This is a genomic window from Pseudomonas sp. C6002 (assembly GCF_013385805.1).
Classification (GTDB): domain Bacteria; phylum Pseudomonadota; class Gammaproteobacteria; order Pseudomonadales; family Pseudomonadaceae; genus Aquipseudomonas.
Genome location: NZ_JACAPH010000004.1, coordinates 35,892 through 61,066, shown reverse-complemented (window position 1 = coordinate 61,066; position 25,175 = coordinate 35,892). Strand labels below are relative to the sequence as shown.

Here is a 25,175-nt window from a genome sequence, read left to right as displayed (position 1 = left end):
TTTAGCGACGAAATGTCGCAAATCTATGTCGCATTTATGAAAGGTTTAAAGCGATATGCTGTGCTAGTCAAAACTTTTTTAATTTTGACCGCTACGACTCAAAAGCCACTGTGACGCAGACACCACAAAGCGCGCGGCCTTCAGGGCTGCACGCTGTGTTGTTTTTTTTGAGGTGCCGAGAGGGCGGCCTGGGTAAGGCCGCCGGATCTTCAGCGAGTTGTTGCCAGTTCTTGTTGAACGCTGGCGACAGTGCGAGGCCAAGGTTTACCAGCCTGAACCTTCGCTGGCAAGGCCTTGATAGCGGATTCCGCTGCTGTACGGCTGGAGAAGTTGCCGTAAGTGATCACGTAGAGAGGCTTGCCGTTGAGCACTTTCTTGAAATAACGGTACTCGCCGCCCTGCTCTTTCACGAACGCCTGGGCGTTGGCTTCGGAGCTGGTGCCGAGGATCTGCACCACGAAGTTACCGGTAGGCTGGCTGGCATACCAGCTGCTGCCGGCAGCGCCAGTCGCGGCCTTGGCCACGACGGCCGGTTTTTCGGCAGGCTTGGCGGCTGGAGCCGGTTTGGCCGCAGGCGCCGGGGCGACCGGCTTGGCAACAGGCGCAGGCTTGGCGGTGGCGACCTGGGCTGGCGCTGGCGTCGGCTTGGCCGCTGGCTGACCGGCTGGCACGCCCGCAGGTGGCGCGGTGGTGGTCACGGTCGGCGGCGTGGCGCTGGAGCCTTCCACCGGCACCCCATCGTCGCCTTCGGAGATGCCGCCAGCTTCTTCGGCGAGCGGGCCGCGCATCACCGGTTGGCCGACCATTGGCAAGTTGGTGGGTTGGCCGGAGTTGGCAAACTCAACGTTCGGTGTTGGCTTGCCCAGTGGCAACTGCGCCTGTTCGGTTGGCGCGCCAGCGGTGGTCGGTGCCTTGTTGCGACCTGGAATCAACCAGGCGGCGGCGACGGCAACCACGACAACGGCAGAAATTGCCAATACGTGCTTCTTCGGCATAGTAAACCCCATCTTTGGACGCTTTACCGCTGAGCGGCTGGCAATCATGGCTTCGATCATGGCATCCCGGGCAACCTGGTTGATGGTGCCAGGCCAGCCGTCGGAGCTTTCGTGAATATCAGAGATCTGCGAAGCGGAGAAAAGTTCGATGCCCTGCCCTGCGCCTTCCAGCCGCTGGGCCAGGTATTCGCGGGTTTCTTCTTCTTCGTAAGGCTGCAGTTCGATGACGTGGAACAGCTCCTGCTCGCCGCTGATCTGTTCAAGCTCGGCGATCAGCGAAGACTCGCCAAACAGGAACACATGCGGGCGCCCTTCAGGCGTACCGGCCGCCAGGGCCAGCAACGCTTCCAGGGCAGATTCGTCGAGCTGCTCGGCGTCATCCACCAGCAGGTAGACTTCCTGGCCGGTCAGGCCCAGTTGCACCACTTGCTTGAGGATCGCATTCGGCTCGGCAGTGGACACGTCGAGGGCCTGGGCCACTTGACGCAACACGCCTGCCGCATCACCGGCACCACGGGCGGAAACCACCACGCTCTGTACCGATTGCTTGTTGGTGCTGGCCACCAGTGCCTGGCGCAGCAAGGTCTTGCCGCTGCCCAATGGGCCGGTGACCACCAGCAGCAACTGGCTGTAGCGCGCCAGGTGGTGCAGTTGTCCCAGCACCGGCTTGCGTTGCGCAGGGAAAAACTTGAAACCAGGCACCCGAGGAGCAAAAGGGTCGTGGCTTAACTGGTAATGGCCGAGGAACGCCTCGTCGGCATGCAAACTAGTCATCGGGATCTTATTAACCTTTAAGCTGGGCCAGGGCGCGGTAATCCGCTCCCAGCGTGGCCTGTAAAATCTCTTTCGGATAATCGTCGGTCACTACCGCTTCGCCCATTCGGCGCAACAGCACCAGTCGCAGTCGACCGTCGATCACTTTCTTGTCTATTGCCATATGTTCGAGAAAATCTGCCTCGGTCATCTCCTCGGGAGGAATGACCGGCAACCCGGCGCGCTGGAACAGGCGGATCCCGCGATCACGCTCCTGGGCGCTGATCCAGCCCAGGCGTTGCGACATCTCCAATGCCATCACTGTGCCAGCCGCTACGGCCTCTCCATGCAACCACACACCATAGCCCATGTGGGTCTCGATCGCATGGCCGAAGGTGTGGCCGAGGTTCAAGGTGGCGCGCACGCCGGACTCACGTTCGTCGGCATTCACCACCAGCGCCTTGGCGGCGCAGGAGCGGGAAATCGCTTCGGTGAGTGCCACCTGGTCGAGGGCGCGCAGGGCGTCGACGTGTTCTTCCAGCCAGGTCAGGAACGGCTCGTCGCAGATCAGCCCGTACTTGATGACTTCCGCCAGGCCCGCCGACAGCTCGCGGGGTGGCAGGGTATTGAGGGTGGCAGTGTCGATCAGCACCACATTCGGCTGATAGAACGCGCCGACCATGTTCTTGCCCAGCGGGTGGTTGATGCCCGTCTTGCCGCCCACCGACGAATCGACCTGGGACAGCAAGGTGGTCGGTACCTGGATAAAGTCCACGCCGCGCTGATAGCAGGCGGCTGCAAAGCCGGCCATGTCGCCGATCACACCGCCACCCAGAGCCACCACAGTGGTGCGCCGGTCATGACGGGCCGTCAGCAGGCCATCAAAGATCAGTTGCAGGGTTTCCCAGGTCTTGAAGGCCTCGCCGTCCGGCAGCACCACCGAGATCACCGAGTACGCCGCCAGGCTGCGGCTCAGACGCTCAAGATACAGCGGCGCGACCGTTTCATTGGAGATGATCGCCACTTGCCGCCCGGCAATATGCGGTGCGAGCAACTCGGGCTGGTCCAACAAACCTTCGCCAATATGGATCGGGTAGCTGCGCTCGCCAAGATCGACCTTAAGTGTCTGCATGTGTCCCCGCGTTGAAGATGAAAGCAGGCGTCCTGCCCTACATTAACGTTGTCGGCAACGTCGGGATCTGACGCTGCCTGATGGCTCTACGCCACAACTCGGACGGTCATGACGCGCCGCCGAGGATAGCGCATTTCGGCCCTGGCTTTAACGGGGTGGCAACTGTGCCAGGCGCTCGAGAATGTCGAGAACCACCATTCGTGGCGGCCGCTCATCGGTTTCCACCACCAGATCGGCGATTTCCCGATAAAGCGGGTCGCGCAGCGTCAGCAGGTCCCGCAGGGTTTTTGCCGGGTCGGCGGTGCGCAGCAATGGGCGATTGCGGTCGCGAGCGGTGCGGCCCACCTGCTGCTCGACAGACGCGTGCAGATAAACCACGCGACCGCCGGCGTGCAGCGCCCGGCGGTTCTCATCGCGCATCACTGCGCCACCGCCGGTGGCCAATACCACGCCATCGCAGCCGCACAGTTCGGCAATCATCGCCTGCTCGCGGTCGCGAAAGCCCAGTTCGCCTTCCTTATCGAAGATCCACGGGATATTGGCGCCCGTGCGCAATTCAATTTCCTTATCGGAGTCTTTGAATGGCAGGCGCAGCTCTTTGGCCAGCAAACGGCCGATGGTGCTTTTTCCAGCCCCCATCGGTCCTACAAGAATCAAATTTCGCACAGAATCAACGACTCACAGCAATCGCCTGGTTATTCATAATACGCGGAGTCAGGAATACCAGCAGCTCGGATTTTTTCTCCGAAACCACATCCCGCCGGAAAAGGCGGCCAAGATACGGCACATCGCCCAAAAATGGCACTTTATCTACCACTTTGCTTTGAGTATTGGAGAAAACCCCGCCGATCACGATGGTCTCCCCGTCCTTGACCAGCACCTTGGCATTGACCTCGTTTTTCTTGATCGGCGGCACATCGTTGAGCCTGTTCAGGTAGTCGGGCTCGTCCTTGGTGACCTTGACCTCCATGATCACCCAGCCGTCCGGGGTGATTTGCGGGGTCACTTCCAATGACAAGGAGGCCTCCTTGAACGACACCGAGGTCGCGCCGGTGGAGCTGGACTCCTGATAGGGAATCTCGGTGCCCTTGAGGATTCGCGCGGTTTCCTTGTCGGAGGTGACGACCTTGGGCTGCGAAACGATTTCACCATTGCCGGTTTTTTCCATGGCGGTCAGTTCCAGGTCCAGCAGCAGGTTGTCGGTGATAAACGCGACACCCAGGCCGGCGCTGCCGTTGACCGCCCCCAGGTCCACAAACGGCGAGCTGGGCGGGTTTTCAGGCGGCTCGGCCCCCTCCGCCAGCGGCTTCCTGATCCCGCCAGTTCCCCAGTTACCCCGATTCAGTTGCCCGCCCCAGCGCACGCCAAGGCTTTTGTCGTAATCCACATTGGCCTCGACGATCCGCGCCTCGATCATCACCTGCCTTACCGGAATATCCAGTTGCGCCACAATCGTGCGCAGTTCCTCCAGCCGCTCCTGGGTCTGGTAGGCGATGATGTTGTTGGTGCGGTCATCCACCGCCACCGAGCCGCGCTCATCGGTGGCGCCTTCCAGGCCCACGGCCGACTGGAAGAGCTTGGCCAGGTCCGACGCCTTGGCGTAATTGACTTGCAGCAACTCGCGGCGCAGCGGTGCCAAGTCAGTCATTTGCTTGCGCGACTCCATCGCCAGCAACTCGCGGGCGGCCAACTCCTCGGCCGGCGCGACCAGCAGCACATTGGCCGTCACACGCTTGTCCAGCCCCTTGGTTTGCAGCACCAGGTCCAGGGCCTGGTCCCAGGGCACGTCCTTGAGGCGCAGGGTGATCGAACCCTGCACGTCGTCACTGGTCACCAGATTGAGGCCGGCAACGTCGGCAATCTGCTGCAGCACCGCGCGCAACTCGATGTTCTGGAAGTTGAGGGACAGCTTGTCCCCGGTGAATGCCACGCGTCCGGAACTCAGGGGCGCATTGCCAGGTGTCGGCAGGTGAATCAAGTCGATTCGATTGGGCACAGCCATGACCATCGGTGCCGTGAACGCTATCCATAGCGCCACACCGAAGGACGAAAAAGTCCTTTTCATTGTTTGTTTCCGTTATGAGTTCACGTTCAGGGCAAGGGTTTGCGAGCGTTCCAGCCACGCGCCCTGGCCATCCGGGAAAAGCTCGGCCAGTTCGACATGGGAGTCATGAATCGCCGTGATGCGCCCGTGGTCCGGGCCCAGGTAATCGCCGATTGCCAGCCGATGGACAGACGACGCTCCGCGCAGCAGGGCGAAGGTTTGAGCCCCCAGGGACAAGGTCCCGACCATTTCGAACTGCTCCACGGCGAAGCCTTCGAGGATTCCGCGAGGCCTAGCGAGATCAGGTCCGGCAGCCGGTCGCCCGGCGGGTCGAACCAGTTGGCGAGAGGGCGGCTGGAAAGGGTCGCGCAAGGCTGCAAAATCGTACGCCACTTGCTGCGGCCCGGGCTCGGCGACAGCCTGTGCCGGCGGGTGCAAATCAACCTCCAGGTCATCGCCCGCCTGGCGGTTGTGACGATAGGTCCTGGCTACCAGACTGAGATGCAACACCGAGGGATCGACAGGACTGAATGCCAAGTCATGCACCGTGACAATTCCCGGCAAGCTGGCCATGCCGTTGATGAACGCCGCCAGGTCGTGAAAAGTCCCGGTGACGCCAATCTGCATGGGCGATTCGATGTACAGGGCGCGAGGCTGGTCATCCCGAAGTTCGATGGCCTCCAGCACCAAGCCATTGGCGGCACTCAGGCGGCCAATATCTTCAAGCAGGCCGGGTACCTGGGTGTCGGCAGGCAGCCGCCGTAACAGGTTGGCGAAATGGCCTCGCATTGTTTCGAGTTCGCGGACCAGGGACTCCAGGCCGGCAGCCTGGACGGTTTTCAGCGCGACCTGCTGTTCAAGCGCCACTTCCTGCGACTCAAGCTGGCGCAGTTGCTCCCGCGCCCCACTCAAGTAGAAGGTATTGCCCACTGCCCACAGCAGGCAAACCACCGCGCCAGCCAGCAACGCCTTGCCCGGCAAGGGCCAGTTGGCGGCGTTCTGGCAGAGCTGGGTTATATCGGATTCCGTCAGCCCTGGCAGACCTGACGCCCCTCTCATTGGCGCACCTCATCCGAGTGACCATGGCGAACCGTCAACTGGAAGCCATTGTCGTCGCCCTCCTGCGCGCCGCGAACCCGTTGAAGCCGGGGCGCTTCCAAGTCTTCGGCAGCTTCGAGGCCTCGCATGAACTGAGCAATGTCCCGGTTCGATCCGGCCGTGCCGCTGATGGAAACAGAACCGCCGTCGACGCTCACTTCGCGCAACTGCACCCCGTCCGGCACGGCACGGGCCAACTGGTCCAGCAACTGAGCACCCGCCGCACGATCGTCCTGCAAACCCTGCACAACTTTCATCCGTTCCATCAACTGCTGACGCTGCTCATGCAGTTCGTCGATGGCCTTGATCCGCGAGTCGAGCCCGATGACACCCTGGCTCAACTGGTTATTGCGGGCCAACTGCCGATCGATTGCACGGTCGATCACCTGGTCTGCCAGCCAAACCGCAGCCAGCGCCACCGCTGCAGCCCCCGCCAAAAACACCAGAAAATATTTGCGCCGCCGCTCATTCCGTTCTGCGCGCCACGGCAACAGGTTGATTCGTGTCATCAGTCGAAACTCCTCAGGGCCAGCCCGCAGGCCACTCCCATTCCCTGGGCATCCACGGCCCATTGCGCGCCATCGACACGACGGCCCAGCGTGATGCTGTCCGAAGCCTGCCTGCCCGCGCGAGCCAATGCAAATGCTTCGACATCCACTATCCGCGTCGTCAGCCCCGCAAGGGCCAAAACCGCCTCACGGGCCTCCACCTGTTCCTTGAGGCAGGCAACCAGCAGCACATCGACGCTTTGCGGGTCATGGGCCGACGGGCCCTGCACCTGGAAGTCGATAGCCACATCCTCCAGCGGATAAGGAATGTACTGGTCTGCTTCCCCATGGATTCGACGCACCATTTCAGCATCCGTCAGCCCCGCGTCCATCTCCAGCACGCGGGTAATCACCGAGGGCCCTGCCACGGCCACGGCGGCATGCCTGAGTGATGTATGCGCCTGTACCAGCGCCCGGGAAAGTGCCTGCGCGACGGCATCGAAATCAACCACGCTGCTGTCGACCACCGCATGGGCCGGCAACTGCTGCATGGCGTAGCCCCGCACGCTGTAGCCAGTGCCTGAAGCCTCCAGCTCCACCAGCCTGACGCCGGTGTCATTGATGTCGATACCCAGGACGGCATCGGCTTTTCGCCTGAAAAATCCCTTTCTCATAAAACTCCCCAAAACTTTCCCTGTCTTACGGACTGATTGCTGCCAGGCTTCCTGCATTCGGTCGGCTTGTATGAGCGGCGCGAATGACGCCCGAAGCCGAAAAATGCTTTAATGCCCAGCGTTTTTTCCCGCGTTTATCTGCTGGCCGGGTCGATCCACCACTTGCCGTGCATGCCCCGACGCCTAACCCATTCTTTTCCTTGGAAATCCAAAAGCCTTGATTCGTCTGCTGAAGTTTTTCGGGTACTCCATTGTCGCGATCGTCTGCGGGCTGATGCTCGTGCTCAGCGGGGCCTATCTCTACCTTAGTCCGGGTTTGCCCTCCGTAGAGGCCCTGAGAAGTATCCAGTTGCAGATTCCTTTGCGGGTCTACAGCAGCGATGAAAAACTGATCGCGGAGTTCGGCGAAATGCGCCGCACACCGATCCGTTTCGCCGACATTCCACCCAATTTCATCAACGCCCTGCTGTCGGCTGAAGACGATAACTTCGCCAATCACTATGGCGTCGACCCAAGCAGCCTGGTGCGGGCGGCCACGCAATTGGTCAAAAGCGGACACATTCAATCCGGTGGCAGCACCATCACCATGCAGGTGGCGAAAAACTTCTTCCTGACCAGCGAACGCAGCTTTTCCCGCAAAGCCACGGAAATCCTCCTGGCGTTGCAGATCGAACGTCAGCTGACCAAGGACGAGATCCTTGAGCTGTACGTCAACAAGATCTATCTGGGCAACCGCGCCTACGGCATCGAGGCGGCTTCGCAGGTTTACTACGGCAAGTCGATTCGTGACGCCAGCCTGGCGCAGATGGCGATGATTGCCGGCCTGCCCAAGGCGCCTTCGCGCTTCAACCCGCTGGCCAACCCGGCGCGCAGCAAAGAGCGCCGCGACTGGATCCTGGGCCGCATGTACAAGCTGGGCAAGATCGACCAGGCCGCGTACGAAAGTGCGGTGGCCGAGCCGCTGAACGCCAGCTATCACGTGCCGACCCCGGAAGTGAATGCCCCGTATATCGCCGAAATGGCCCGTGCCGAGATGGTCGGCCGCTATGGCAGCGAGGCGTACACCGAAGGTTTCCGCGTGACCACGACGATTCCGAGCAACCTGCAGGAAATCGCCAACAAGTCGGTACACGATGGCCTGGTCGCCTATGACCAGCGCCATGGCTACCGCGGCCCTGAATCGCGCCTGCCGGGCAAGACCCTGAGCGCCTGGACCGTCGAGCTGGGCAAACAGCGCCCGATCAGCGGCCTTGAACCCGCCATCGTCACCCAGGTGAAGAAAGATGGCGTGCAGGTACTGACGCGCACCGGCGAAGAGCATGTGTCGTGGGACAGCATGAAATGGGCCCGCCCTTTCCTGAACACCAACAGCATGGGCCCGATGCCCAAGCAGCCGTCGGACGTGGCCCAGGTCGGTGACCTGGTTCGCGTGCAGCGCCAGAAGGACGACAGCCTGAAATTCAGCCAGGTGCCCGTGGCACAGGGCGCGCTGGTGTCGCTTGACCCGCAGAACGGTGCAATCCGTGCCCTGGTCGGCGGCTTTGCCTTCGAGCAGAGCAACTACAACCGCGCCACCCAGGCCAAGCGCCAGCCGGGTTCCAGCTTCAAGCCGTTCATCTACAGCGCTGCACTGGATAACGGCTACACCGCCGCCAGCCTGGTCAACGATGCACCGATCGTGTTCGTCGACGAGTACCTGGACAAGGTCTGGCGCCCGAAGAACGACACCAACACCTTCCTCGGCCCGATCCGCGTCCGCGAGGCGCTGTACAAGTCGCGTAACCTGGTGTCGATCCGCCTGCTGCAGGCGATGGGCGTAGGCAAGACCATCGACTACATCACCCGCTTCGGCTTCAACAAGTCGGACCTGCCGCCCAACCTGTCCCTGGCACTGGGTACCGCCACGCTGACGCCGATGGAAATCGCCACCGGCTGGAGCACCTTTGCCAACGGCGGCTACAAGATCACCCCGTACCTGATCGACAAGATCGAAAGCCGTAGCGGCGAAACCCTGTTCACCGCCAACCCGCCACGGGTACCGGGCGACGTGGTCAATGGCGTCGCGGCCACGGACGGCCAGGCAGCACCGGCCAACGGCGGCATCACCATCGAGCCGACGCCAGGCGAAGCCCCGGCAGCCGGTGCTCCCGCCGCACCACAAGCGCCGGCGGTAGCCGAACGCGTTGTGGATGGCCGTACCACCTACATCCTCAACAGCATCCTGGAAGACGTGATCAAGAAAGGTACGGGGCGTCGCGCCCTGGCCCTGGGCCGTGCCGATATCGCCGGCAAGACCGGTACCACCAACGACTCCAAGGATGCCTGGTTCTCCGGCTACAACGCCGACTACGTGACCACCGTATGGACTGGTTACGACCAGCCGGAAAGCCTCGGTCGCCGGGAGTTCGGCGGCACCGTCGCGCTGCCGATCTGGATGAGCTACATGGGCGCCGCGCTGAAGGATATGCCGCTGCATACCCAGCCGGAACCGGAAGGCATCCTGAGCCTACGGATCGACCCGGTCAGCGGCCGTGCAGCAGCGCCGAGCACGCCGAATGCGTACTTCGAGCTGTTCAAGAGCGAGGACACGCCGCCGTCGGTCAACGAGCTGGGCAATGGTGTTGCACCGGGCAGCCCGCTGCCGGCGGACGAGGCGGCGCCGATCGACTTGTTCTAACACGCAGTTCCAATGTGGGAGCGGGCTTGCGAAAGCGGAGCATCAGGCTCACATGGGCCGACTGACACACCGTCTTCGCGAGCAAGCCCGCTCCCACAGTTGGATCACCGCCAGGCTCGAGCCAATTGCCAGCCACAAAAAAAGCCCCGACTCGCAAGAGCCGGGGCTTTTTGGTGGTGCGCTACAACGGCTTAGCCGTTGAACACATCATCCACACTTTGCAGCGGGTAGTTCTTCGGATACGGCAGGGTGGCCACACCCGTCTCGATTGCGGCTTTGGCCACGGCATCGGAGATCAGGGTGATCAGGCGCTTATCCATTGGTTTCGGGATGATGTACTCACGACCGAATTCCAGCTTGATGCCGCCGTAGGCGTCGCACACTTCCTGAGGAACCGGCAGCTTGGCCAGTTCGCGCAGGGCGTTGGCGGCCGCGACTTTCATCTCTTCGTTGATGCGCTTGGCGCGAACGTCCAGGGCACCACGGAAGATGAACGGGAAGCCCAGTACGTTGTTGACCTGGTTCGGGTAGTCCGAACGGCCGGTGGCCATGATCACGTCGCTACGGGTGGCGTGGGCCAGCTCCGGGGAGATTTCCGGATCCGGGTTGGAGCACGCGAACACGATCGGGTTGGCGGCCATGGACTTGAGGCCTTCGGCGCTCAGCAGGTTCGGGCCGGACAGGCCAACGAACACGTCTGCACCGTCCAGGGCGTCAGCCAGGGTACGCTTGGAGGACGGATGCGCGAACATCGCCTTGTACTGGTTCAGGTCGGTACGCTCGGACTGCACAACGCCCTTGCTGTCGACCATGTAGATGTTTTCCAGCTTGGCGCCCATGCTCACCAGCAACTTCATGCAGGAGATGGCCGCAGCGCCGGCGCCCAGGCAAACGATCTTGGCTTCGCCAAGGGTTTTGCCGGCGATTTCCAGGGCGTTGATCATGCCGGCTGCGGTAACGATCGCGGTGCCGTGCTGGTCATCGTGGAATACCGGGATGTCGCACTGTTCGATCAGGGCCTTTTCGATCTCGAAGCACTCAGGTGCCTTGATGTCTTCCAGGTTGATGCCACCGAAGGTGATGGAGATGCGCTTTACGGTGTCGATGAAAGCCTGCGGGCTCTCGGAATCGACTTCGATATCGAATACGTCAATGCCGGCGAAGCGCTTGAACAGCACGCCCTTACCTTCCATGACTGGCTTGGAAGCCAATGGGCCGAGGTTACCCAGGCCGAGGATCGCGGTGCCATCAGAGATCACTGCAACCAGGTTGCCTTTGCCGGTGTACTTGTAGGCCAGTTCAGGATCGCGGGCGATTTCACGTACGGGCTCGGCAACGCCAGGGCTGTAGGCCAGCGACAGGTCGCGGGCGGTGGCAGTGGCTTTGGTGAGCTCTACACTCAGCTTTCCTGGACGAGGATGGGCATGATATTCGAGAGCGGCAGTTTTCAAATCAGACATATCGGCATTCCGCTTTTACTGTTGGTCGACGGACCGCCGAGGATACGCGTGTCGCAAAGTCCCCACAAGACTGGGCAGTCACAGGTGTCAAGGGCCCTGCCCTACGACTTTTGGCCAAGAGCCACGGGATACAAGGGCTCAACTGTTCACAATCGACCTGAAAAATGTCTACAATTTTTTCTTACGGCGCCTGCTCGAGCATGCCGGGATCGGTCAGTGGCAACAGCCAGCGTGCCTGGCCCTTTTCCAGGCCGCCGCGTCGGGAGCGGTCCAGCACCCAGCCGCGGGCTTCGATGGACTGGCCCTGCAAACCTTTCAACAGCGCACTGTCGAATCGGCCCACCAGATTGGGTGCAATGCGCAGTACCAGTGAGCCCTGCAACTCAATCCAGACTCCGCCGCGATTGCGTTCGATTTTGTTCACCTGACCGCTGACCACCGCAAAGCCCGAGCGCCGGATCTTCGCCGCATCGACCACCGGTGACCGGCGCCACACCCCCAGCCGGGCCTGCCGGGCGCTGCGTTCGGCGGCTTGCTGGCAGGCCACCAGTTCCACATTCGGCGCGACCGCCACCTGGAAGCCAAGGCCTTCGGCGAGCAACTGCGCTTCCAGATTTGCTCCATTGGCACCGTAGAGATGGGCCAGGGTGCGGCCGTAACGGTCCTTGCTCTCCCGTCCGGGCACCACGCCAACGCGCCCACCGCTCGCGTCCACCAGACTTTGCAGGCGCTCGCGAGCAGCCACGGCGAAGGGCTCGTCAGTGCGCCCCTGCTTGCCGGTTTCCGGGGCATTGACGCCGATCATGCGTATGCTGCGGCCATCCTTGAGGCGCACGGTGTCGCCATCCACTACCCGCTGCACGTCGAAGGTCGCGACATCGCCGGGCGCCGGGCAGAACACCTCGGCCTGGGCGGGCGCCAGCCAAATCGCAGACACAAAAAAGGCGCCCACAAGGGACGCCTTTTTCATCAGCGAGGACAAGCCATACAGGCCATCCAAGCGGACCAGCCTTACTCGGCTTTAGGAGCAGCTTTAGCGCCGAAAGCACCGAAGCGGGTCTTGAAGCGGTCAACACGGCCGCCAACATCCAGAGTCTTCTGCTTACCGGTGTAGAACGGGTGGCACTCGTTGCACACGTCGATTGGCAGAGCTTTGCCGAAAGTCGAACGGGTTTCGAACTTGTTACCGCAGCTGCAGGTAACGTCGATGGCAACATAGTTTGGATGGATATCGGCTTTCATGGTGTATTCCTCAGGCTAGCGTGCCGCCAATCAACACTATTGTTGAATACCGCACGTAATTAGGCCGCGGATTCTACCAGACCTTTTTAAACGCGCAAGAAGCACAACGGCCCCTTTCATCAGAAAAGCGCGGCATACACAAGGCCCTGTGGGAGCCGGGCTTGCCCGCGATGCAGGCGCTGCGGTGCCTCAGGTGCACCGTGTCGATACTATCGCGGGCAAGCCCGGCTCCCACATCCACCGCTGGTCTGCTAGGCTCCCGCCCTTCTTCGCCGCCCGTCATATGAGAACCCCCGCGTGCCCGACGCCATTTTGCGCCTCGCCCTGCCCTCGCCCCTGCGCCGCCTGTTCGATTATCGGGCTCCTGCTGGCGTATTGCGGTCGCAGTTGCAGCCCGGCATGCGCGTACGGGTACCGTTTGGCCGGCGGGAGATGATCGGCATCCTGGTGGAAGTCGCCGATCACAGCGAAGTGCCCGCCGAGAAGCTCAAGCCCGCCGTGGCCATCCTCGACAGCACGCCGCCGCTGCCGCCTGCGCTGTTCAAGCTGTGCCTGTGGACCTCGCAGTATTACCAGCACAGCCTCGGCGACACCTTGAGCTGGGCGCTGCCGGTGCTGTTGCGCCAGGGCGAACTGGCCGAGGCGCGCCAGGAGCGTTTCTGGTCGATGGTCCCGGGGGCGCGCATGGACGACCCGCGCATCGCCCGCGCCCCGCGCCAGCGTGAAGCCCTGGCAACCCTGGCCCAGCATCCCCACGGCGTCGCCCATCAGCTGTTAAGCAAGCTGATGCTGAGCAAGGACAGCCTGGACTTGCTGCTGGCCAAGGGCCTGGTGCAGGTGGAGATTCGCAAGCATGCTCCCGGCGAGCGCCACGAACACTGGCTGGCCCAGCCGGAACTGCCGCTCAACCCCGAACAACGTGCCGCCTATGAAGCGATTCGCGCCGGTTTCGACAGTTTCCACGCGTTCCTGCTGGCGGGCGTCACCGGCAGCGGCAAGACCGAAGTCTATTTGCAACTGATCCGCGAAACCCTCGAAGCCGGCAAACAGGCACTGGTGCTGATCCCCGAGATCAACCTCGGCCCGCAAACCCTGGCGCGTTTCGAGCAGCGTTTCAACGCGCGCATCGCCCTGGTGCACTCGGCGGTCAACGACCGCGAGCGCCTGGAATCCTGGCTCGCCGCCCGGGACGGCGAGGCCGACATTATTATCGGCACCCGTTCGGCGCTGTTCACCCCGATGAAAAATCCCGGGCTGATCATCATCGACGAAGAACACGACGGCTCCTATAAACAGCAGGAAGGCCTGCGCTACCACGCCCGCGACCTGGCGCTGGTGCGTGCCCGCCAGGAAAACATCCCGATTGTGCTGGGCTCGGCCACGCCGTCCCTGGAAAGCCTGCACAACTCCTACACCGGGCGCTACGGCCTGCTGCGTCTCAATGAACGTGCCGGCGGTGCCAAGCAGCCCCGCTTCCTGCGCCTGGATGTAAAAAGTCGCCCGCTGGACAGCGGCATTTCCGGGCCGATGCAGCAAGCCATCGGGCAAACCCTCGCGGCGGGCCAGCAAGTGCTGGTGTTCCTCAACCGCCGGGGTTTTGCGCCGACGCTGCTGTGCCACGACTGCGGCTGGATGTCCGAGTGCAATCGCTGCGATGCGCGAATGACCGTGCACCAGCGCTCCGGCGAGTTGCGCTGCCATCACTGCGGCCATGTGGAACGGGTGCCGCGGCACTGCCCGCAGTGCGGCAAAGTCGACTTGCGACCGGTGGGCGCGGGCACCGAGCGCGCCGAAGAACGACTGGGCATCCTGTTCCCGGATTACCCGGTGCTGCGGGTCGACCGCGACAGCACCTCGCGCAAGGACGCGATGAATCAGTTGTTCGCCACGATCCAGAAGGGCCGGCCGTGCATTCTGGTGGGCACGCAGATGCTTGCCAAAGGGCATCACTTCCCACGGGTGACCCTGGTGTCGATCCTGGATGCCGACGGCGGGCTGTTCTCCGGGGATTTTCGCGCCAGCGAGCGCATGGCGCAGTTGATCGTGCAGGTCGCAGGCCGGGCCGGGCGGGCCGAAGAGCCGGGCAAGGTGATCATCCAGACGCACCTGGCCGACCACCCGCTGCTGATTCAACTGACAGAACAAGGCTACTTTGCCTTCGCCGAACAGGCCTTGAGCGAGCGACGCTCGGCAGGTTTGCCACCGTTTGCGCATCTGGCGCTGCTGCGGGCCGAAGCGCACAAGCCGGGGCAGGCCGAAGGTTTCCTGGATGAAGCGTGCAGCGAGGCTGAACGTTTGCTGGGGGAACTGGGTCTGACCGGCATCGAGCTATTGGGCCCGGTGCCAGCACCGATGGAACGCCGCGCCGGGCGTTACCGCGCCCAGCTACTCTTGCAAGCCAGCGCCCGCGCGCCGCTGCATCGTTTATTAAGCAGCTGGTTACTTGCGCTGGAGCAAATGCCCAGCGGGCGACAAGTGAGATGGTCGCTGGACGTAGACCCGGTAGATTTGTACTAACCCCCTGTGGCGAGGGAGCTTGCTCCCGCTGGGCTGCGTAGCAGCCCCAAAAAAGCCGGGAGCGCTACGCACTCCAGCGGGAGCAAGCTCCCTCGCCACAGCAAGCTCCCTCGCCACAGGTTAATCGTCCGTCAAGGTCCCGCGAAGGTTGGCAAGCCCGCCCTCGCCACGGATAATGCCCAGTTTTTCCACCTGCGCATCGCGCGCCACCGCTTGCGGTCGAAAGAGAACACCATGAAAGACACCATTCGCCAGCTGATCCAACAAGCCCTCACCCAACTCGTCAACGAAGGTGTGTTGCCTGAAGGCCTGACGCCGGCGATCCAGGTGGAAAATACCCGCGACAAGACCCACGGTGATTTCGCCAGCAACATCGCGATGATGCTGGCCAAGCCGGCCGGCCTGAAGCCGCGCGACCTGGCGGAAAAAATCATCGCCGCGCTGCCGGCCGACCCTCAGGTGACCAAGGCTGAAATCGCCGGCCCAGGCTTCATCAACTTCTTCCAGAACACCCAGGCCCTGGCTTCGCGCCTGGACGCGGCCCTGGCCGACGCGAAAATCGGCGTGCGCAAGGCCGGCCCGGCACAGCGCGTGGCCATCGACCTGTCGGCACCGAACCTGGCCAAGGAAATGCACGTGGGCCACCTGCGCTCCACCATCATCGGTGACGGCGTGGCGCGGGTCCTGGAGTTCCTCGGCGATGACGTGATCCGCCAGAACCACGTGGGCGACTGGGGTACCCAGTTCGGCATGCTGATGGCCTATCTGCAGGAAAACCCGATCACCAGCAACGAGCTGTCGGACCTGGAGAACTTCTACCGCGCCGCCAAGAAGCGTTTCGACGAATCCGAAGAATTCGCCGACCGCGCCCGTGGCCTGGTGGTCAAGCTGCAAGCCGGCGATGCCGAATGCCTGGAACTGTGGGGCCGCTTCCGCGAGATCTCGCTGTCCCACTGCCAGGAAATCTACGAGCTGCTCAACGTCAAATTGACCATGGCCGACGTGATGGGCGAAAGCGCCTACAACGACGACCTGATCAACGTGGTCAACGACCTCAAGGCCAAGGGCCTGCTGGTTGAAAGCAACGGCGCGCAGTGCGTGTTCCTCGAAGAATTCAAGACCGCCGACGGCGACCCGCTGCCGGTGATCATCGTCAAGGCCGATGGCGGCTACCTCTACGCCACCACCGACCTGGCCGCCGTGCGCTACCGCAGCGGCGTGCTGAAAGCCGACCGTGCCCTGTATTTCGTTGACCAGCGCCAGGCCCTGCACTTCCAGCAAGTGTTCGAAGTGGCGCGCCGCGCCGGTTTCGTGACCCACCCGATGCAGATGGAACACATGGGCTTCGGCACCATGAACGGCGCCGATGGCCGCCCGTTCAAGACCCGTGACGGCGGCACCGTGAAGCTGATCGACCTGCTGAACGAAGCCCAGGACCGCGCCTACAACCTGGTGAAGGAAAAGAACCCGGAGCTGGCCGAAGCCGACCTGCGCAACATCGCCCGCGTCGTGGGGATTGGCGCGGTGAAATACGCCGACCTGTCCAAGCACCGCACCAGCGACTACAGCTTCAACTTCGAACTGATGCTCAACTTCGAAGGCAACACCGCGCCGTACCTGCTGTATGCCTACACGCGGGTGGCCGGTGTGTTCCGCAAGCTCGGCAAGGACTTCAGCGAAGTCGAAGGCCAGATCAACCTTGAGGCGCCACACGAGCAGGAGCTGGCCGCCAAACTGGCGCAATTCGGCGAAGTGCTGAACAGCGTCGGCGAAAAAGGCACACCGCACATCCTCTGCACCTATTTGTACGAAGTCGCCGGTTTGTTCTCCAGCTTCTACGAGAACTGCCCGATCCTGACCGCAGACGACGAAGCCCAAAAGCAGAGCCGCCTGCGCCTCGCCGCACTGGCAGGACGGACCCTCAAGCAAGGCCTGGAATTGTTGGGCCTGGAAACTCTGGAGCGTATGTAAGTTGGCTGCCAAGAAAAAACCTGCACCCAAGCGCGGCGCCAGCCGCTACCAGGCACCGGCGAAGAAGCCTATTCCGGGCTGGTTGTGGATGGCCATCGGCCTGACGGTCGGCGCGTTTGTGGTGTTCCTGATGAAGCTCGACCCGGGCAAGGGCGATGACGTCAAACGGGTCAAGCAAGAACAGCAGAAGGCCACGAAAATGGCCGAGGCGAACAAGACACCGCCTAGCCCGACTGCGCCGGTGAAGCCGAAGTACGACTTCTACACGCTGCTGCCGGAATCGGAAGTGATCGTGCCGCCGGACGCCGTGCCGGAGAAAACCCTGCCGACGCCGCAGCCGGTGCCGACTACGCCGGTTACCCCGGCGGAAGCAGCGAAGATCGACACGGCCCGGGCCCAGGCTGCGTTGGCCGGGATTACCCCGCCGCCACCGCCGCCGGTTGCCACCACCAAGGCCGCGCCGGTGACCAAGTTCTTCCTGCAGGCGGGCTCGTTCCCGAAACAGGCGGATGCGGACCGTGTGCGCGCGCAGATTATTCTGTTGGGGCAGGCGGTGACGGTGGAGTCCGGGACGGTTAAGGATGCGACCTGGTATCGCGTGCTGGTAGGGCCGTTCAGCAACCGTGAACAGCTGACCGTGGCCCAGAAACAACTGGCCGGCGCCGGGTTTAGCAACCTGTTGTTACAACAACGCCAGAGCCGCTGATTCCGGAAACAGCATCGGGTTAATGTGGGAGCGGGCTTGCTCGCGAATGCGGTAGATCAGTCAATATTTTAGGTGACTGACACACCGCATTCGCGAGCAAGCCCGCTCCCACATTTGATTTTCATCGGCCTCAGGACCGAGTCCGACACATAAACACCACTCGTCCGCCCTCCCGTCCTACAGTTGAAATCCCCCCCGCCACCCCCATATGAGTTCCATCAGGGCATTTTCGCCCCGCAGCGTGGAGACTCTCCCCTTGACCACCATCGTTTCAGTTCGCCGCCACGGCAAAGTCGTCATGGGCGGCGACGGCCAGGTTTCACTTGGCAATACCGTGATGAAAGGCAACGCGAAAAAAGTCCGTCGCCTGTACCACGGCCAGGTCCTCGCCGGTTTTGCCGGCGCCACCGCTGACGCCTTTACCCTGTTCGAGCGCTTTGAAGGCCAACTTGAGAAGCACCAGGGCCATCTGGTCCGTGCCGCCGTCGAACTCGCCAAAGAATGGCGCACCGACCGCTCCCTCAGCCGCCTGGAAGCCATGTTGGCCGTCGCCAACAAAGACGCCTCGCTGATCATCACCGGCAACGGCGACGTGGTTGAACCCGAAGAAGGCCTGATCGCCATGGGCTCCGGCGGCGGCTACGCACAAGCGGCGGCCAGCGCCCTGCTGAAGAAAACCGACCTGTCGGCCCGGGAAATCGTCGAGACTGCCCTGGGTATCGCTGGCGACATCTGTGTCTTCACCAACCACAACCTGACCATTGAGGAGCAGGACCTCGCCGAATAAGCCGCAGGCTTATTCCCGCTTGAGGACCGCCAATTACTATGTCCATGACTCCCCGCGAAATCGTCCATGAACTCAATCGCCATATCATCGGCCAGGACGATGCCAAGCGCGCCGTTGCCATCGCCCTGCGTAACCGCTGGCGCCGGATGCAACTGCCCGAAGAATTGCGCGTTGAAGTAACCCCCAAGAACATCCTGATGATCGGCCCGACCGGTGTCGGTAAAACCGAGATCGCCCGGCGCCTGGCCAAGCTGGCCAATGCGCCGTTCATCAAGGTCGAAGCCACCAAGTTCACCGAAGTGGGCTATGTGGGCCGTGACGTCGAGTCGATCATTCGTGACCTGGCCGACGCTGCCCTGAAGCTGCTGCGCGAACAGGAAATGACCAAGGTCAGCCATCGCGCCGAAGACGCCGCTGAAGAACGCATCCTCGACGCCTTGCTGCCACCGGCACGCATGGGCTTCAACGAAGACGCCGCGCCAAGCTCGGATTCCAATACCCGCCAGCTGTTCCGCAAGCGCCTGCGTGAAGGTCAGCTGGACGACAAGGAAATCGAGATCGAAGTCGCCGAAGTGTCCGGCGTCGACATCTCCGCACCGCCTGGCATGGAAGAAATGACCAGCCAGTTGCAGAACCTGTTCGCCAACATGGGCAAAGGCAAGAAGAAAAGCCGCAAGCTCAAGGTGAAGGAAGCGCTGAAACTGGTGCGCGACGAAGAAGCCGGGCGCCTGGTCAATGAGGAAGAACTCAAGGCCAAGGCCCTGGAAGCGGTCGAGCAGCACGGCATCGTGTTCATCGACGAGATCGACAAGGTGGCCAAGCGCGGCAATTCCGGCGGCGTCGACGTGTCCCGCGAAGGCGTGCAGCGCGACCTGCTTCCGCTGATCGAAGGTTGCACCGTCAACACCAAGCTGGGCATGGTCAAGACCGACCACATCCTGTTTATCGCGTCCGGTGCCTTCCACCTGAGCAAGCCAAGCGACCTGGTGCCGGAGCTGCAAGGCCGCCTGCCGATTCGCGTTGAACTGAAAGCGCTGACGCCGGGCGATTTCGAACGCATCCTCAGCGAGCCGCATGCGTCGCTGACCGAGCAATACCGCGAGCTGCTGAAAACCGAAGGCCTGGGGATTGAGTTCCTGCCGGACGGTATCAAGCGTCTGGCGGAGATTGCCTGGCAGGTCAACGAGAAGACCGAGAACATCGGTGCCCGTCGCTTGCACACCCTGCTTGAGCGCCTGCTGGAGGAAGTGTCCTTCAGTGCCGGCGACATGGCGGGCGCGCAGAATGGCGTGGCAATCAAGATCGACGCCGACTACGTCAACAGCCACCTGGGCGAATTGGCGCAGAACGAAGATCTGTCTCGTTATATCCTGTAAGCCTCACGCAGGAACCGCTCTGCTTTAATGTGGGAGCGGGCTTGCTCGCGAATGCGGTGGGTCAGTCACAATTGCATGAACTGACCCACCGCATTCGCGAGCAAGCCCGCTCCCACAGTTTAAAGCCGGTTCCTTCAGGATCATCTCTGAGCGGTTCCCCATATGACCAAACTGCCTACCGCCATCAACCTGCACAAAGCCTCCAGGACCCTGGGCCTCACCTACGGTCCCGACGAGGTGTATCAACTGCCCGCCGAATTCCTTCGCGTGCACTCCCCCTCCGCCGAGGTCCAGGGCCACGGCAAACCGATCCTGCAATTCGGCAAGCTCAATGTCGGCTTGACCAAGATCGAACCCGCCGGCCAATACGCACTGAAATTGACCTTCGACGATGGCCATGACAGCGGATTGTTCACCTGGGACTACCTCTATCAACTTGCCGTGCGTCAGGACGCGCTGTGGGCTGACTATCTTGCCGAGCTGAAAGCCGCCGGAAAAACCCGCGACCCGAGCCAATCGGTCGTGCGGCTGATGCTCTAGCCCAGGCCTCTTGCTCATTAGTGGGCATTTTCTAATTCCATCTGCTTGAATGCCCCTCTGTCGTGGCCAACGATTGGCCCGCTTGCGAAAAAAATTAAACTCGGGTAACCAATGGAACTGGCAAGTTCCCTGCATTTGACGATGCGGTATTAACGGTCACCCGAGCAGTAGTACCAGGCTGTGCTGTGTGGCAAGTAGTGGTACACAGCGGTACCCGGTACTCGTCTGTCGGACAATGGAGCGTCGTAGATGAGTAACAAGAACAACGATGACTTGAAACGCCAGGCCTCGGAAAACACCCTGGGGCTGAACCCGATCATCGCGTTACGGAAAAAGGATTTACTGGCATCCGCTCGGATGGTGCTGACCCAGGCCATCAAACAACCGTTGCACAGCGTCAAGCATGTCGCCCATTTCGGCGTCGAATTGAAGAACGTGGTGTTCGGCAAATCACAGCTGACACCCGAGGCCGACGACCGTCGTTTCAACGACCCGGCGTGGACCCAGAACCCGCTCTACAAACGTTACCTGCAAACCTACCTGGCGTGGCGCAAGGAGCTGCACGACTGGATCGGTGACAGCAACCTGTCGGAACACGACATCAGCCGCGGCCACTTCGTCATCAACCTGATGACCGAAGCCATGGCGCCCACCAACAGCGCAGCCAACCCGGCGGCGGTCAAACGCTTCTTTGAAACCGGCGGCAAGAGCCTGCTGGATGGCCTGTCCCACCTGGCCAAGGACATGGTGCACAACGGCGGCATGCCGAGCCAGGTCAACATGGGCGCCTTTGAAGTGGGCAAGAGCCTGGGCACCACCGAAGGCGCCGTGGTGTTTCGCAACGATGTGCTGGAACTGATCCAGTACCGGCCGATCACCGAGCAGGTGCACGAACGCCCGCTGCTGGTGGTGCCGCCGCAGATCAACAAGTTCTATGTATTCGACCTGAGCCCGGACAAGAGCCTGGCGCGCTTCTGCCTGCGCAATAACCAGCAGACGTTTATCGTCAGTTGGCGCAACCCGACCAAGGCCCAGCGCGAGTGGGGCCTGTCGACCTACATCGAGGCGCTGAAAGAAGCGGTCGATGTGGTGAGCGCGATCACCGGCAGCAAGGACATCAACATGCTCGGCGCCTGCTCCGGCGGCATCACCTGCACCGCCCTGCTGGGCCACTACGCGGCGCTGGGCGAGAAGAAGGTCAACGCCCTGACCCTGCTGGTGAGCGTGCTGGACACCACCCTGGACACCCAGGTGGCGTTGTTCGTCGACGAACAGACCCTGGAAGCGGCCAAGCGCCATTCCTACCAGGCCGGTGTGCTGGAAGGCCGCGACATGGCCAAGGTGTTTGCCTGGATGCGCCCCAATGACCTGATCTGGAACTACTGGGTCAACAACTACCTGCTGGGCAACGAGCCACCGGTGTTCGACATCCTGTTCTGGAACAACGACACCACCCGCTTGCCGGCCGCGTTCCATGGCGACCTGATCGAACTGTTCAAGAACAATCCCTTGGTGCGGGCCAATGCCCTGGAAGTGTGCGGCACGCCGATCGACCTGAAGCAGGTCACTGCCGATATTTATTCTTTGGCCGGCACCAACGACCACATCACACCGTGGCAGTCCTGCTACAAGTCGGCGCAGCTGTTTGGCGGCAAGGTGGAGTTTGTGCTGTCCAGCAGCGGGCATATCCAGAGCATTCTGAACCCGCCGGGCAATCCAAAATCGCGTTACCAGACCAGCGATACGATGCCGGGCAAGGCCCTGGACTGGCAGGAGAACGCCACCAAGCACACCGATTCGTGGTGGTTGCATTGGCAGGCGTGGCAGGCGGAGCGGTCGGGCAAGTTGAAGAAGGCGCCTGCGAACCTGGGCAACAAGACTTATGCAGCGGCGGAAGCGGCGCCGGGCACATACGTTCACGAAAGGTAGGCGGGAATGGGATCAAATGTGGGAGCTGGCTTGCCTGCGATGGCATCAACTCGGTGTGCCTGATACACCGTAGCGTCTGCATCGCAGGCAAGCCAGCTCCCACATTGACCGTGTTCCCGCAGGGAAATAGCGCCATTTTGCAGGGTAAGCCCATGCCGCAACCGTTCATCTTCCGTACCATCGACCTGGATGGCCAAGCCATCCGCACGGCGGTACGCCCGGGCAAGCCTCACTTGACGCCGCTGCTGATTTTCAATGGCATCGGCGCCAACCTTGAGCTGGTGTTTCCGTTCGTCCAGGCCCTGGACCCGGACCTGGAAGTGATTGCCTTTGATGTGCCAGGCGTCGGCGGCTCGTCGACCCCCAGCCGGCCTTATCGCTTTCCCGGCCTGGCCAAACTCACCGCGCGCATGCTCGACTACCTGGACTATGGCCAGGTCAACGCGGTGGGCGTTTCCTGGGGCGGCGCGCTGGCGCAGCAGTTCGCCTATGACTATCCGGAACGCTGCAAGAAGCTGATTCTGGCCGCCACCGCCGCCGGTGCCTTCATGGTGCCGGGCAAGCCGAAGGTCTTGTGGCTGATGGCCAGCCCCCGGCGTTATATCCAACCGTCCCACGTGGTGCGCATTGCACCGATGATCTACGGCGGCTCCTTCCGTCGGGATTCGAAACTGGCCGCCGAACACGCGAGCAAAGTGCGTTCGGCGGGCAAGCTGGGTTACTACTGGCAACTGTTCGCCGGGCTTGGCTGGACCAGCATCCACTGGCTGCACAAGATCAAGCAGCCGACCCTGGTGCTGGCCGGCGACGACGACCCGCTGATCCCGCCGATCAACATGCGCATGCTGGCCTGGCGTATTCCCAACGCCCAATTGCACATCATCGACGACGGCCATCTGTTCCTGATTACCCGGGCCGAGGCCGTGGCGCCGATCATCATGAAGTTTCTCCAGGAGGAACGCCTGAGGGCGGTGATTCACCCGCAACCCGCACTTTAGACGGCAGCGGTCAGGACGACCGCGCCGCGCAACTTGGCCAGAACCGACTATGGTTCTGAATTGGCGTGCTTGTTGATGGCTTGACGAAGGAGTGTTGGCGCATGCGAGAAAGACCCGTATCGAACCCGGTGCCCACACCCGCCGCGTTCATCAATATTGAAAGTGCGATCACCGGCCTGCGCGGCCGGGATTTGCTCTCGACCCTGCGCAGCGTCGCCGCACACGGCCTGCGCAATCCGGTGCACACCGCCCGCCACGCCCTGAAGCTGGGCGGGCAATTGGGCCGCGTGCTGCTCGGGGAAACGGTGCACGAGCCGAACCCGAAGGACAGCCGCTTCGCCGACCCGACCTGGCAGCTCAACCCGTTTTATCGGCGCAGCCTGCAAGCCTACCTGAGCTGGCAAAAACAGACCCGCCACTGGATCGACGACAGCAACCTCAGCGCCGACGACCGGGCGCGGGCGCACTTTGCCTTTGCCCTGCTCAACGATGCGGTGTCGCCATCCAACACCCTGCTCAACCCGCTGGCGATCAAGGAGCTGCTCAACTCCGGCGGCAACAGCGTGGTGCGTGGCGTCAGCAACCTGTTCGACGACCTGCTGCACAACAACGGCTTGCCGCGCCAGGTCACCAAGCAGGCCTTTGAAGTCGGCAAGACGGTGGCCACCACACCCGGTTCGGTGGTGTTTCGCAATGAACTGCTGGAGCTGATCCAGTACAAGCCCATGAGCGAAAAACAGTACGCCAAGCCGCTGCTGGTGGTGCCGCCGCAAATCAACAAGTACTACATTTTCGACCTGAGCCCGAACAACAGCTTCGTCCAGTTCGCTCTGAAAAATGGCCTGCAAGTGTTTATGGTCAGCTGGCGCAACCCGGATGTACGCCACCGGGAATGGGGCTTGTCCACCTACGTCGCGGCTTTGGAAGAAGCGCTGAACGTAACCCGCGCAATCACCGGCGCCCGCGAGGTCAACCTGATGGGCGCCTGCGCCGGTGGCCTGACCATCGCCGCGCTGCAAGGCCATCTGCAGGCCAAGCGCCAACTGCGCCGCATCTCCAGCGCCAGCTACCTGGTGAGCCTGCTGGACAGCCAGATCGACAGCCCCGCCACCCTGTTCGCCGACGAACAGACGCTGGAAGCCGCCAAGCGCCGCTCCTACCAACAAGGCGTACTCGACGGCCGGGACATGGCCAAGGTATTCGCCTGGATGCGTCCCAACGACCTGATCTGGAACTACTGGATCAACAATTACCTGCTGGGCAAGGAACCGCCGGCCTTCGACATCCTGTACTGGAACAACGACAACACCCGCCTGCCCGCCGCGCTGCATGGCGACTTGCTGGACTTCTTCAAGCACAACCCGCTGAGCCATCCCGGCGGCCTGGAGGTGTGCGGCACGCCTGTCGACTTGCAGAAGGTGACGGTGGACAGCTTCAGCGTGGGCGGCATCAACGACCACATCACGCCGTGGGACGCGGTGTACCGCTCCACCCAGCTGCTGGGCGGCGACAAGCGCTTCATTCTGTCCAACAGCGGGCATGTCCAGAGCATCCTCAACCCGCCGGGCAACCCCAAGGCCAACTACGTCGAGAACCTCAAGCTGAGCAGCGACCCGCGCGCCTGGTACTACGACGCCAATCATGTCGAGGGCAGCTGGTGGCCCAACTGGCTGGCGTGGATCCAGCAGCGCTCCGGTGTGCAGCGCGAAACCCTGACCGCCCTGGGCAACCAGAATTACCCACCGATGGAAGCGGCGCCGGGCACCTATGTGCGAGTCCGCTGAGCCC

Annotated in this window: 20 protein-coding genes; 10 read left to right on the top strand and 10 right to left on the bottom strand. The window is 62.1% G+C overall.

Going from position 1 to position 25,175, the window contains the following annotated elements:
* Positions 1 to 209: 209 nt before the first annotated feature.
* From HX817_RS01500 to pilM, 7 genes are all read right to left on the bottom strand, one after another.
* The gene (locus HX817_RS01500) at positions 210 to 1,769 is read right to left on the bottom strand and encodes an SPOR domain-containing protein (RefSeq protein WP_003209350.1); all 1,560 of its coding nucleotides are present in this window, start codon (positions 1,767 to 1,769) and stop codon (positions 210 to 212) included.
* Positions 1,770 to 1,779: 10 nt separating this feature from the next.
* Positions 1,780 to 2,880, bottom strand: a complete 1,101-nt coding sequence (gene aroB / locus HX817_RS01495) for a 3-dehydroquinate synthase (RefSeq protein WP_003209346.1) — start codon at positions 2,878 to 2,880, stop codon at positions 1,780 to 1,782.
* A 147-nt stretch (positions 2,881 to 3,027) separates the two neighbouring features.
* On the bottom strand, positions 3,028 to 3,546 hold the full coding sequence (aroK, locus tag HX817_RS01490; protein ID WP_003209345.1) for a shikimate kinase AroK: 519 nt from the start codon (positions 3,544 to 3,546) through the stop codon (positions 3,028 to 3,030).
* A 4-nt stretch (positions 3,547 to 3,550) separates the two neighbouring features.
* Positions 3,551 to 4,888, bottom strand: coding sequence for a type IV pilus secretin PilQ (locus HX817_RS01485; RefSeq protein WP_177039743.1), 1,338 nt, complete (start codon positions 4,886 to 4,888; stop codon positions 3,551 to 3,553).
* A gap of 69 nt (positions 4,889 to 4,957) precedes the next feature.
* Positions 4,958 to 5,983 carry a pilus assembly protein PilP gene (locus HX817_RS01480; protein ID WP_177039678.1) on the bottom strand — a complete coding sequence of 342 codons (1,026 nt, stop codon included), beginning with the start codon at positions 5,981 to 5,983 and terminating at the stop codon, positions 4,958 to 4,960.
* Positions 5,980 to 6,531 carry a PilN domain-containing protein gene (locus HX817_RS01475; protein WP_102367941.1) on the bottom strand — a complete coding sequence of 184 codons (552 nt, stop codon included), beginning with the start codon at positions 6,529 to 6,531 and terminating at the stop codon, positions 5,980 to 5,982. The genes HX817_RS01480 and HX817_RS01475 overlap by 4 nt, the downstream gene beginning before the upstream one ends.
* Positions 6,531 to 7,184, bottom strand: a complete 654-nt coding sequence (pilM, locus tag HX817_RS01470; RefSeq protein WP_177039677.1) for a type IV pilus biogenesis protein PilM — start codon at positions 7,182 to 7,184, stop codon at positions 6,531 to 6,533. Before pilM ends, HX817_RS01475 begins: the two co-directional genes overlap by 1 nt.
* Positions 7,185 to 7,404: 220 nt before the next feature.
* On the opposite strand from pilM, the gene HX817_RS01465 reads away from it, so the two are divergent.
* Entirely contained in the window at positions 7,405 to 9,861 is a 2,457-nt protein-coding gene (locus HX817_RS01465; protein WP_371316571.1) for a penicillin-binding protein 1A, read from the top strand.
* A gap of 191 nt (positions 9,862 to 10,052) precedes the next feature.
* Here HX817_RS01465 and HX817_RS01460 read toward each other — a convergent pair whose 3' ends face one another.
* The 3 genes from HX817_RS01460 to rpmE form a co-directional block, all read right to left on the bottom strand.
* The gene (locus tag HX817_RS01460) at positions 10,053 to 11,321 is read right to left on the bottom strand and encodes a malic enzyme-like NAD(P)-binding protein (RefSeq protein WP_003209334.1); all 1,269 of its coding nucleotides are present in this window, start codon (positions 11,319 to 11,321) and stop codon (positions 10,053 to 10,055) included.
* A 181-nt stretch (positions 11,322 to 11,502) separates the two neighbouring features.
* A complete protein-coding gene (locus HX817_RS01455) occupies positions 11,503 to 12,291 on the bottom strand; it encodes a thermonuclease family protein (RefSeq protein WP_087692534.1) in 789 nt (262 codons plus the stop codon).
* Between the two features lie 41 nt (positions 12,292 to 12,332).
* Positions 12,333 to 12,563 (bottom strand): 50S ribosomal protein L31, encoded by a 231-nt coding sequence (gene rpmE, locus HX817_RS01450; RefSeq protein ID WP_003209330.1) that lies wholly within the window; start codon positions 12,561 to 12,563, stop codon positions 12,333 to 12,335.
* A 297-nt stretch (positions 12,564 to 12,860) separates the two neighbouring features.
* Here rpmE and HX817_RS01445 point away from each other — a divergent pair, with 297 nt between their 5' ends.
* The 9 genes from HX817_RS01445 to phaC (HX817_RS01405) all read left to right on the top strand — a co-directional run bounded on the left by HX817_RS01445 (position 12,861) and on the right by phaC (HX817_RS01405) (position 25,171).
* Positions 12,861 to 15,080 (top strand): primosomal protein N', encoded by a 2,220-nt coding sequence (locus HX817_RS01445; RefSeq protein ID WP_177039676.1) that lies wholly within the window; start codon positions 12,861 to 12,863, stop codon positions 15,078 to 15,080.
* Between the two features lie 234 nt (positions 15,081 to 15,314).
* The gene (argS, locus tag HX817_RS01440) at positions 15,315 to 17,051 is read left to right on the top strand and encodes an arginine--tRNA ligase (RefSeq protein WP_003209327.1); all 1,737 of its coding nucleotides are present in this window, start codon (positions 15,315 to 15,317) and stop codon (positions 17,049 to 17,051) included.
* Between the two features lies 1 nt (position 17,052).
* Complete coding sequence (locus tag HX817_RS01435) at positions 17,053 to 17,757, top strand: SPOR domain-containing protein (protein WP_003209324.1); 705 nt, start codon at positions 17,053 to 17,055, stop codon at positions 17,755 to 17,757.
* A 256-nt stretch (positions 17,758 to 18,013) separates the two neighbouring features.
* On the top strand, positions 18,014 to 18,544 hold the full coding sequence (gene hslV, locus HX817_RS01430) for an ATP-dependent protease subunit HslV (protein WP_003209323.1): 531 nt from the start codon (positions 18,014 to 18,016) through the stop codon (positions 18,542 to 18,544).
* Positions 18,545 to 18,582: 38 nt separating this feature from the next.
* Complete coding sequence (gene hslU / locus HX817_RS01425) at positions 18,583 to 19,920, top strand: ATP-dependent protease ATPase subunit HslU (protein ID WP_003209321.1); 1,338 nt, start codon at positions 18,583 to 18,585, stop codon at positions 19,918 to 19,920.
* Positions 19,921 to 20,082: 162 nt separating this feature from the next.
* A complete protein-coding gene (locus HX817_RS01420; RefSeq protein ID WP_003209319.1) occupies positions 20,083 to 20,460 on the top strand; it encodes a gamma-butyrobetaine hydroxylase-like domain-containing protein in 378 nt (125 codons plus the stop codon).
* Between the two features lie 249 nt (positions 20,461 to 20,709).
* A complete protein-coding gene (gene phaC / locus HX817_RS01415) occupies positions 20,710 to 22,389 on the top strand; it encodes a class II poly(R)-hydroxyalkanoic acid synthase (RefSeq protein WP_003209318.1) in 1,680 nt (559 codons plus the stop codon).
* Between the two features lie 152 nt (positions 22,390 to 22,541).
* Positions 22,542 to 23,387: a poly(3-hydroxyalkanoate) depolymerase gene (phaZ, locus tag HX817_RS01410; protein ID WP_177039675.1), complete on the top strand. Its 846-nt coding sequence runs from the start codon at positions 22,542 to 22,544 to the stop codon at positions 23,385 to 23,387.
* 101 nt (positions 23,388 to 23,488) lie between these two features.
* Positions 23,489 to 25,171 (top strand): class II poly(R)-hydroxyalkanoic acid synthase, encoded by a 1,683-nt coding sequence (gene phaC / locus HX817_RS01405; RefSeq protein WP_003209314.1) that lies wholly within the window; start codon positions 23,489 to 23,491, stop codon positions 25,169 to 25,171.
* The last annotated feature ends 4 nt before the right edge of the window (positions 25,172 to 25,175 follow it).

Excerpts from the sequence above, each read along its gene's own strand:
- phaZ (WP_177039675.1), top strand. The coding sequence starts at position 22,542 with ATGCCGCAACCGTTCATCTTCCGTACCATCGACCTGGATGGCCAAGCC.
- phaC (WP_003209314.1), top strand. The coding sequence starts at position 23,489 with ATGCGAGAAAGACCCGTATCGAACCCGGTGCCCACACCCGCCGCGTTC.
- HX817_RS01485 (WP_177039743.1), bottom strand. The coding sequence starts at position 4,888 with ATGGTCATGGCTGTGCCCAATCGAATCGACTTGATTCACCTGCCGACA.
- aroB (WP_003209346.1), bottom strand. The coding sequence starts at position 2,880 with ATGCAGACACTTAAGGTCGATCTTGGCGAGCGCAGCTACCCGATCCAT.
- HX817_RS01500 (WP_003209350.1), bottom strand. The coding sequence starts at position 1,769 with ATGACTAGTTTGCATGCCGACGAGGCGTTCCTCGGCCATTACCAGTTA.
- HX817_RS01455 (WP_087692534.1), bottom strand. The coding sequence starts at position 12,291 with ATGAAAAAGGCGTCCCTTGTGGGCGCCTTTTTTGTGTCTGCGATTTGG.
- HX817_RS01480 (WP_177039678.1), bottom strand. The coding sequence starts at position 5,983 with ATGAGAGGGGCGTCAGGTCTGCCAGGGCTGACGGAATCCGATATAACC.
- rpmE (WP_003209330.1), bottom strand. The coding sequence starts at position 12,563 with ATGAAAGCCGATATCCATCCAAACTATGTTGCCATCGACGTTACCTGC.
- HX817_RS01460 (WP_003209334.1), bottom strand. The coding sequence starts at position 11,321 with ATGTCTGATTTGAAAACTGCCGCTCTCGAATATCATGCCCATCCTCGT.
- pilM (WP_177039677.1), bottom strand. The coding sequence starts at position 7,184 with ATGAGAAAGGGATTTTTCAGGCGAAAAGCCGATGCCGTCCTGGGTATC.
- hslU (WP_003209321.1), top strand. The coding sequence starts at position 18,583 with ATGTCCATGACTCCCCGCGAAATCGTCCATGAACTCAATCGCCATATC.
- HX817_RS01420 (WP_003209319.1), top strand. The coding sequence starts at position 20,083 with ATGACCAAACTGCCTACCGCCATCAACCTGCACAAAGCCTCCAGGACC.
- phaC (WP_003209318.1), top strand. The coding sequence starts at position 20,710 with ATGAGTAACAAGAACAACGATGACTTGAAACGCCAGGCCTCGGAAAAC.
- HX817_RS01475 (WP_102367941.1), bottom strand. The coding sequence starts at position 6,531 with ATGACACGAATCAACCTGTTGCCGTGGCGCGCAGAACGGAATGAGCGG.
- argS (WP_003209327.1), top strand. The coding sequence starts at position 15,315 with ATGAAAGACACCATTCGCCAGCTGATCCAACAAGCCCTCACCCAACTC.